The 8,347-nt window shown below is 47.0% G+C and carries 11 protein-coding genes; 7 read left to right on the forward strand and 4 right to left on the reverse strand.

The genetic code is table 11. From position 1 onward, the window contains the following. Positions 1-9 precede the first annotated feature (9 nt). From B3157_RS06280 to B3157_RS06305, 6 genes are read left to right on the forward strand one after another with little or no spacing between them, the layout of a single operon-like run. Positions 10-675 (forward strand): 5'-methylthioadenosine/S-adenosylhomocysteine nucleosidase, encoded by a 666-nt coding sequence (locus tag B3157_RS06280; protein ID WP_214060186.1) that lies wholly within the window; start codon positions 10-12, stop codon positions 673-675. Further along, entirely contained in the window at positions 672-1,019 is a 348-nt protein-coding gene (locus B3157_RS06285; RefSeq protein WP_243392428.1) for a histidine triad nucleotide-binding protein, read from the forward strand. Before B3157_RS06280 ends, B3157_RS06285 begins: the two co-directional genes overlap by 4 nt. Then, positions 1,016-1,624, forward strand: coding sequence for a class I SAM-dependent methyltransferase (locus B3157_RS06290; protein ID WP_214060185.1), 609 nt, complete (start codon positions 1,016-1,018; stop codon positions 1,622-1,624). Before B3157_RS06285 ends, B3157_RS06290 begins: the two co-directional genes overlap by 4 nt. Next, positions 1,605-2,318 carry an energy-coupling factor ABC transporter ATP-binding protein gene (locus tag B3157_RS06295; protein WP_214060184.1) on the forward strand — a complete coding sequence of 238 codons (714 nt, stop codon included), beginning with the start codon at positions 1,605-1,607 and terminating at the stop codon, positions 2,316-2,318. The genes B3157_RS06290 and B3157_RS06295 overlap by 20 nt, the downstream gene beginning before the upstream one ends. Further along, positions 2,312-3,100, forward strand: a complete 789-nt coding sequence (locus B3157_RS06300; RefSeq protein WP_292589673.1) for an energy-coupling factor ABC transporter ATP-binding protein — start codon at positions 2,312-2,314, stop codon at positions 3,098-3,100. The genes B3157_RS06295 and B3157_RS06300 overlap by 7 nt, the downstream gene beginning before the upstream one ends. Continuing rightward, positions 3,094-3,771, forward strand: a complete 678-nt coding sequence (locus B3157_RS06305; protein WP_214060182.1) for a DUF554 domain-containing protein — start codon at positions 3,094-3,096, stop codon at positions 3,769-3,771. Before B3157_RS06300 ends, B3157_RS06305 begins: the two co-directional genes overlap by 7 nt. Here the strand turns inward: B3157_RS06305 and B3157_RS06310 are convergent. Genes B3157_RS06310 through B3157_RS06325 form a run of 4 tightly spaced genes read right to left on the reverse strand, consistent with a single transcriptional unit; the run spans position 3,764 to position 6,865 of the window. Then, positions 3,764-4,615, reverse strand: coding sequence for a thiamine pyrophosphate-dependent enzyme (locus B3157_RS06310; RefSeq protein WP_214060181.1), 852 nt, complete (start codon positions 4,613-4,615; stop codon positions 3,764-3,766). The two genes, B3157_RS06305 and B3157_RS06310, sit on opposite strands and share 8 nt — an antisense overlap. Beyond that, a complete protein-coding gene (locus B3157_RS06315; RefSeq protein WP_214060180.1) occupies positions 4,612-6,282 on the reverse strand; it encodes a 2-oxoacid:acceptor oxidoreductase subunit alpha in 1,671 nt (556 codons plus the stop codon). Before B3157_RS06315 ends, B3157_RS06310 begins: the two co-directional genes overlap by 4 nt. A 53-nt stretch (positions 6,283-6,335) precedes the next feature. Further along, positions 6,336-6,494 carry a rubredoxin gene (gene rd / locus B3157_RS06320; protein WP_099830765.1) on the reverse strand — a complete coding sequence of 53 codons (159 nt, stop codon included), beginning with the start codon at positions 6,492-6,494 and terminating at the stop codon, positions 6,336-6,338. 17 nt (positions 6,495-6,511) lie between these two features. Further along, positions 6,512-6,865: a class II SORL domain-containing protein gene (locus B3157_RS06325; RefSeq protein WP_214060179.1), complete on the reverse strand. Its 354-nt coding sequence runs from the start codon at positions 6,863-6,865 to the stop codon at positions 6,512-6,514. Between the two features lie 240 nt (positions 6,866-7,105). On the opposite strand from B3157_RS06325, the gene B3157_RS06330 reads away from it, so the two are divergent. Beyond that, entirely contained in the window at positions 7,106-8,206 is a 1,101-nt protein-coding gene (locus B3157_RS06330; protein ID WP_292589678.1) for a M24 family metallopeptidase, read from the forward strand. The last annotated feature ends 141 nt before the right edge of the window (positions 8,207-8,347 follow it).

The raw sequence follows: 8,347 nt of genomic DNA on the forward strand, positions 1-8,347 counted from the left end.
GGTGTTGACATGATTCTTGCTCTCGGCGTCTTTCTTCCAGAAGTGAGACCTGTGATGGACAGTATGCTTGTCCTCGAATCGGGCGAGATTCTTGGAAGGCACTACTGCAGAGGAGTAATAGGCAATAACGAAGTCGTGGCCTGTGGAGGGTTTGTGGGCAAAGTCGAGGCCTCAATGATTACACAAAAGATGATAGATCGATTCAGCCCAAGACTTGCGGTCCTTACTTCGGGTGCGGCTGGGATAGATGAGTCCGTGGAAATTGGTGACGTTGTAGTCGGCACTGAATTCGAGGAGTACGACACAGTCTTTCCTCTCAGCGAAGGTAAGATGGTTATGAAGGCATCGGACAGTCTTCTTATGAGGTTCCTCAGAGTATATTTCAAGGCAGGAAAGTTTGGAAAGATTCTATCCGGCGATGCAGTAGTTGCAAACTCATCTATAAGAGATGAAGTGCACTCCTCATATGGAGGACTTGCACTTGACATGGATTCGGCACCATTCGCAAAAGTCGCTTACGAGAACGGTTGCGGATTTATCGTCCTGAAGACTATTCTCGACAGAGCTGACGAACAGTCCAATAGAGACTTCGACAGGAACTTCGCGAATCTTTCGGGAAGGTCCGCGGATCTACTTGTAGAGATAATGAAGAATCACTATATTGATAGGGAGTGAGATCATTGGACTGCATCTTCTGCAAAATCGCCAACGGAGAAATCAAGAGCAGTTACATTGCAGAGAACGAAACTTTCGTGGCATTTGACGACATCAATCCTTCGGCTCCGGCCCATATTCTAATCGTTCCAAGAAGGCATATCGCGAAACTCGAAGAGCTGGCAGAATGTGATGGAGTAGCCGTCAAGAGTCTGTTCTCACTGGTGAATGAGATCGTCGAGTCAAAAGGAATAAAAAGCAGCGGATACAGGCTCATAGTCAATCAAGGCAGCGATTCCGGTCAGGAAGTCGAGCATCTCCACTTCCATATACTCGGAGGAAGAAAGCTGGGCAGACTTGGATGAGAGAAGACTTTCGGCACTATTATACGGACCAGACAGAAGCTCCGGAAAGAGTTAAAACCGCCACGTTCAGGCTGAAGAACGGTCATTCGTATTCCTTTAAGAGTCCGGATGGCGTCTTTGCCTTCGGAAAAGCCGATAGGGCCTCTCTTATACTGATCGAAAACTGTGTTTTGGACGGCCAAGAGAATCTTCTGGATTTGGGCTGTGGCTACGGGCCAATAGGAATAACCCTCAAACTTGAAAACCCCGACCTAAAGCTTTTCATGAGTGACACTAATACCAGGGCGGTGACTTTTTCGAAGATCAATGCGAGGGACTTCAATCTGCTAGCTGACATCCGCAAAGGCGATCTCTACGATCCATGGGAGGGTTTTCGATTCGATTCGATTCTCTCTAATCCACCCATGGCTGCGGGCAAAGCGGTTTGGGAAAAGCTGATTTGTGAAGCGCCGAAATTCTTAACTGAAAATGGAAGACTTCAGATAGTCGCCTATCATAATAAAGGCGGGTCGAGACTTGAAGGGATAATGAAAACGACTTTCGGAAATGTTATTACTACGACGAAATCAGGCGGTATAAGAGTCTATGTCTCGAGAAAGCTGTGATATTCTTCTGTCTCTTGAAGCTGTAACCGTGCATGCCGATGGAAGAAAGATCCTGGAAAGCTTTTCTCTCGATGTTTCAAAGGCAGAAAGCGTAGCGCTTCTTGGACGAAATGGTTCGGGGAAGACAACTCTTCTTAGAACGATTGCCGGCCTGAAAAGATTCAGTTCTGGGAAGATTACTCTAGATGGCGGAATCGGAATGGTCTTTCAGAATCCCGAGTCTGCACTTTTTGGCGCGACCGTGGAAGAGAATCTTGCCTTTCCGCTTCAATCTCTGCAACTGGACAGGAACAGAATTTTCGAAAGAATCCAGCAATCTGCCAGGAAATTCGGTTTAACGGAGATTTTGGATCGAGACATCCTTACGCTTTCGGGTGGGCAGCGTCAGCTCGTATCCATTGCTGCCGCCTTGATTTCGGAACCATCTATTCTGCTGCTTGATGAACCTCTTTCTATGATGGATAGGCAAGATAGAGAGAGTATACTGCAAACGGTTTCAGAAATTGTCGGTTCAGAGACTTCTGTACTATTCGCAACTAATAGGTTCTCTGAAGTCGTGGGCTTTGATCGCTTCGTGATAATCGGAAACAGGAGAAAGCTCTTCGACGGGGGTATTGAAGAACTCAAGAGGACTCCTTCGCTATTCTATGAAGCCGGGATGTCGGTTCCTTTTGAGATAGTCCAGTCATGCTGAAGGTTCGTAAAGCATCATTCGCCTATAGGGGACCGGGCAAGGACTCGAGGATTCCGGCTCTTGAGAAGATTTCGTTTGATTTGAAGCGGGGAGACTTCGTGATACTTACTGGAAGGACCGGTGCCGGTAAGACTACACTTCTCCAGCTTCTCTGCGGTCTCATCGAACCCGATGAAGGAGCAATTGATTGCGAATCCCGCGACCTCTCTTCGATCTCCTCGATGATCTTCCAGTATCCCGAGGATTGTTTTTTCAACGCCACGGTGAAAGAGGAGATAGAGTTCGGTATCAGGAGATCGGGAAGAAATGCTTCCAGAGGTCTGGAAGAAATGGTCGAATCGATAGGCTTTGATCTTGCCGAGTTCGGAACGAGGAGACCTCTATCTCTTTCCGGCGGCGAACAGAGACTTGTCGCAATCGCCTCGATAATCGCGCTCGATAGAGAGATCATCTTGTTGGATGAACCGACATCCGGCCTAGATGAAAAGGCGGTCGCAACCGTACGGAAGATTTTGAACGTAGAAAAGAGTGAAAACAAGACGGTCGTAGTGGCGACCCACTGGCCGGCAGAGTTTATGGACTTAGCGACACATGTTATGAATCTCAAAGATGGAAGAATTGACTTTTTTGTTACTGTTGCTGACTATGTTGACCTTAATCTTCATCGGGAGCGACTTGAAGAGAAGGAGCGGTATCTGCTAAACTACTACAAACTTTTCCGCCGCTTCCCTCAAAGCGAAGAAGAGTTGATTCTATTTATTAGGAGAGATAAGAGATGTTGAATATTTCTGTCATTGTCAATACCGTCGCTGTAATCATTGGATCATTGCTAGGACTCTTCGGTGGAAAACTTCTGAAGGAGCGCTATAGAAAGGTCTTCTTTCAAGTAATAGGACTCCTGACAATGGGTCTGGGAATTAGCATGTTTCTCGATACCAACAGCGTCCTCGTCGTGCTCGGTAGTCTTATTGTCGGAGGGGCTATAGGAGAATTCTTTGATATTGAGGAGAAGATAGGGAGACTTGTGGGCAAGAGAAGCGAAGATGCAAACTTCGTCAAGGGATTCATAACTGCTTCGGTTCTCTTCGTTGCAGGCCCGGTGACGGTTATCGGATCGCTACGTGCAGGTCTCTCGGGAGAGAATGAGCTCATTTACATCAAATCCCTTATGGACGGAATATCATCTGTAATGCTTGCCGCGACTCTCGGGAAGGGTGTGCTCCTCTCTGCAGCAGCAGTATACCTTGTACAGGGAGGGCTAGTATCTCTTGCAGGTGTTCTTTCCTTTCTACAGACCCCTCAATACATGGGAGATTTCTCCGGTGTTGGGGGACTAATGCTTCTCGGGCTGGGAATCAGACTGCTTGAAATAAAAGAAATCAAGGTCGGAAACTTTCTTCCGGCCCTGATTCTGTCACCGATATTTACTTGGATCTCTATGCTCTTTACCTGAAGGCTTCCATCTCAGCAGAAATATCAATCTGCCTTCTCTCATTTGCCAGAACGATCTTCTTTTTGAGAACAGGATGGAGTTCGTGATACGTCTCCTTTTCGTTCAAGTACAAAACTCCCATAGGAATCTTCTCGCCCCATTCTAGGGCCTTCTTTAAGGCGTTTGGCTTATCGGTCGGATCGTAGTTGCCGTTCTCTTCACTCACGTCGTAAAGCCTTTCCTTGTAAAACTTGAGCGTATTCACTTTGTTGAAAGTCACACAGGGCTGCATTATATCGACCACGGAAAAACCTTTGTGATTGAACGCAGCAGAAACGACCTTGAAGAAGTGTTCCTTGTCACCAGTGAAAGTTCTGCCTACGAAGGCGGCGTCCATCGTTATCGCCAGTGCGAGAGGATTCAACGGCTCGTTTATAACACCCTGCAGCTGAGAACTTGTCTTCTGGCCTTTACCGGTAGTCGGAGATCCCTGTCCCTTTGTGAGGCCATAAATCTGGTTGTCATGAATCAGAACAGTAACGTCGAAATTCCTTCGAATTCCATGAATGAAATGATTTCCACCCTCACCGTACATGTCTCCGTCTCCAGACTCGGCAATAACTGTGAGTTCCGGATTCACTGCCTTTATTGCAAAGGCAACTGGAAGGCTTCTTCCATGCAGTCCGTTGAAGAAACTGATATCCAAATAGTGAGGCATCTTGGCGGCTTGCCCTATTCCGGTTACCATCACAAAATGAGACTTATCTACCCCCATCTCCTCGAGAGTGCTCGCAAGATTCATTCTGAGGGGGAAGTTCCCGCATCCGGGACACCATGCCGGGTCAACTTCTCTCAAAAAACTCATATAATCCCCTCCTCTTTGAGCGTCTTCTCTATCCAGTTTGCGCTGATCGGACGGCCGTCGTATCTACCTATGTGCTCAATAGGAAGACCGGTCTTCGACCTCAGTAAACTGGCAAACTGCCCCGTGAAGTTCCCTTCGACGGTAACAAGTCTCTTCCCTTCCAGTTCTTCCTTAATCTCGGGATCGATTGGAAAGACTTCGGTGTAGTGGACGTAACCAATATCCTTTCTGCCAACAGTAAACTCGTCGATAGCTCCCCAGCTGTCGCCCCAACTTATTAGAATCAAGGGGGCATCGAGATTGAACTTGGCGGGAGCGGCAAGTTCACCGAGCAGAGCATCAATCTTTCTCATTCTCTTCTCGACCATCTTCTTCCTTATATTGAGGTCCTCGGTTATGAACCCATATTCATCATGTTCATCGGAGTCTACCCTAACCAAAGCCTTACCTCCGGGGACTGCTCTTGGAGAGATGCCGTCATCGGTAATCTCAAATCTTCGGTATCCTTCGTCTCCTTCAACAATGAACCTCTCGAGCAACTCGTCTTTGTGTATAGGTGCTTCTACGGTTGCCGAGGAGTCTACGAGCGATTCGGTTAGTAGAATGATCGCAGGAATCTGATATTTGTCGGCAATGAAGAACGCCTTTTCAGTTAACTCGAAGGCGTCTTTGGGGGTTCTTGGTGCGACAACGTACTTCGGAAATTCTCCATGTCCGGCGTTTACGACAAAGAGGAGGTCTTCTTGAGCCGTTCTCGTCGGCAGACCAGTTGCCGGAGCTGGACGCTGAGCATCGACTATAACCAGAGGAGTCTCAGTCATCGCGGCAAGTGAGACACCTTCTTGCATGAGCGCAAAACCGCCTCCTGAAGTCGTGACAAGAGAACGAGCCCCCGCGAATGCGCCACCGATAACCATATTCACTGCAGCAATCTCATCTTCGGCCTGTTCAACAACAATTCCGTGCTTCTCAGCGTTTGCGGCAAGGAATGTCATGACTCCCGTACCTGGTGTCATGGGATATGCAGCGAGGAATCTGCAGCCGGCAGCTATCGCTCCCAAACCTGTACCTTCAGTTCCGTTCATCAGAAAGTAGTCGTGCTCCTGGACGTCAAAATCGGGTACCTCTATCGACAGAGGAAGATCGTAACCTTTCTTCAACGCTTCGAGATTTGGTTTGATTACCTCTTCCTTTCCGGAGAAGACCTCTTCGATGAGTCGAGAAGGGATCTCCTTTTTTACTTTGAATAGGCTGAGGATAGCACCCAGTGCAACAACATTCTGAGCTCTTGGTTCCCCGGCCTCTTTGGCGATCGATTTGAAGGGAAAGTCTTTCACATTAAGCCTGAAATCGACATCCTCCTGTGTTACACGATCTGAGTCGGAATCGAACACAAGAGTTGTCCCATCGTGGAAGTACTCTAGCTGTGAAAGCGTAGTATTCTTGCTAAGAGAAACTATTAGATCGAACTCCTGTCGCATCGAGTGAAGAGGAGACTCCGAGATCCGAATTCTGTAGACGTACTCTCCGCCCCTTATTCTTGAGTGGTAACTCTTGTCTGTGAAGATGCAGTAGCCATTTCTGAAGAGACTTAGTGCAAGCATATCGCCAATTGTATTCAACCCCTGCCCGGCTTCGCCGGAAAGGGCTATCACATAATCTTTCACAGTAACACCCCCGTTGAGGTAAAGAAAAGCGGGAGTGATTCTCCCGCCTCATCTCAGTCGACTGGTTCGAAGTCGTCTTTGCTAGCTCCGCAAAGCGGACAAACCCAATCCTCTGGAACATCCTCAAAAGTGGTCCCGGGATCTACGCCGTTATCGGGGTCTCCAATTTCGGGATCGTAAATATAACCGCAGATAGTGCATCTGTACTTCATCGTGCCAACCTCCTTAATCAGAAATCAACTCTCTTACTGCTCTCCCAGAGACCATGTATATTGCAGTAAGAGGTGGCGATTAGAGAACCTGACTTCTCAAGTTTCACATTAAAAACTGCCTTAGACTGTGTTGTTACAGGAGTGAACTCGATGTGACCCAGATGAATCAGAAACTGGCCATCATCATAGATTGCGTACAGATCGAACCATTTGATATGATGCTCGATAGTGTTTGGGTGAGAAATCTCTTTGCCCACCGTGATCTCTACATTGAATGCTTCACCCGGCTTAATAGCTTCAGGAATGTCAATAACCGGCACGTGTTTTTCGCTTTTCCAGTCGGCGCTTTTAACATACTCACCAATTTGCATTTTATCCCCTCCTCGCATGATAACCTATATAAGGAATCGACAGCAATCATTGCAGAACTGCTCTATACAACAACTACAGAAATCACAGCAATTATACCATATCACTAAGAACGGAAGTCTATTTTGAATGCTTACAAATTCCGTCGGAACAAGGAACCGAAGTATGAAAGTCTATCAGTGCATATTCGCTGAATATATATTGTCTCCTCTGATAGAATAGGTTTAATGTGAGGTGGAGGGGTGTGTTTGACTAGACACGAGGTTGTCAGAGAATACATCGGGGAAGCTTCCGTAGAAGCAGTCCTCTTGACAAGAAACTCGAATATTCAGTGGTTCTTCAAAGGCGAGGTCGATCCGAGAATAGACACTTCGGCTGACTTCGGAGCTTTCTGGCTTCTAGTCACGGAATCGATGGTAGTTGCACTTAGTCCAAGCTACGATGCTGAAAGAATCAAGGACGAGATTCTTCCGGCGGGGATTGAGATACTTGCTATCGATGAATATAAAAACTGCAGGGAGACAATAAGCAAAATATGTGAAAAGTTCAGAAAGACCGCAGTTGATTGTGAATGTTTTCACTCCTGCTCAAACTATGTGCCTTTGGAAAAGTCCTTCTATGAGAAAATGCAAATTCTCGACGATCGAGAGATATTGCGTCTGAGAGTAGTTGGAAAGCTTACTGAGAATATCTTGTGCGAGTTTGCACCTGAACTGCAACCCGGTATGACGGAGCTGGAAATCGAAAAAGTATTGAGGGCTATCTTTATCGAGTCAGGACTTGAAGCTCCAACTTTGTGCGTAGCTTCCGATGAGAGAATCACAAAGTCTCCTTATCCGGTTTCAACAGCAAAAAAGATAGACCGTTATTTGATGCTCAGGGCGACAATAAGGAAGCAAGGACTTTCCGTTTCTCTCAGCAGATACTTCCATTTTGGAGCGTTGCCTCAAGCAATTGAGGAGAAGCACGAGAGAGCCTCCGGCGTTGCCGCCAAGGCTGCTGTTGCGATAATGAGGGCAAAGAGCATGGGCGAAGTATACGAAGAGATTAGAAACGCATATATTGCTCTTAATGCGGTAGATGAGATAACACACTTCAGCCCTGGGGGAAGTATCGGTTACATTCAGAAAAGATTTTCATTTGCTCCGAACTCATTGATTGAGATAAGATCTCCTGCCAGCTATGTACTTTGTCCAAGGATAGGCGGTCTGTTCAGTGAAGACACCGTACTTCTTAATCCTGACGGTACTGCGGAGTTTGTAACACTCGGAGAAGACTTCCCGAAGGTTAAAGTCAGGTTCGAAAGCTTCCGGGTTCACAGACCATGGATAATGATCATATAACTAACTCATCGTAGGGGGCAACGTATCCCAAATTCCTTCTGTGTAAGATCGCTCGCCAAAGAGCCGTTTTGCGATTGAAGAACCGCTTTTCGCTTTGAAGAGCCGTCCTACGATAAGATCAACCGAGAAAGAGCATTGTCG

This window comes from Mesotoga sp. UBA5557 (genome assembly GCF_002425715.1).
Classification (GTDB): domain Bacteria; phylum Thermotogota; class Thermotogae; order Petrotogales; family Kosmotogaceae; genus Mesotoga.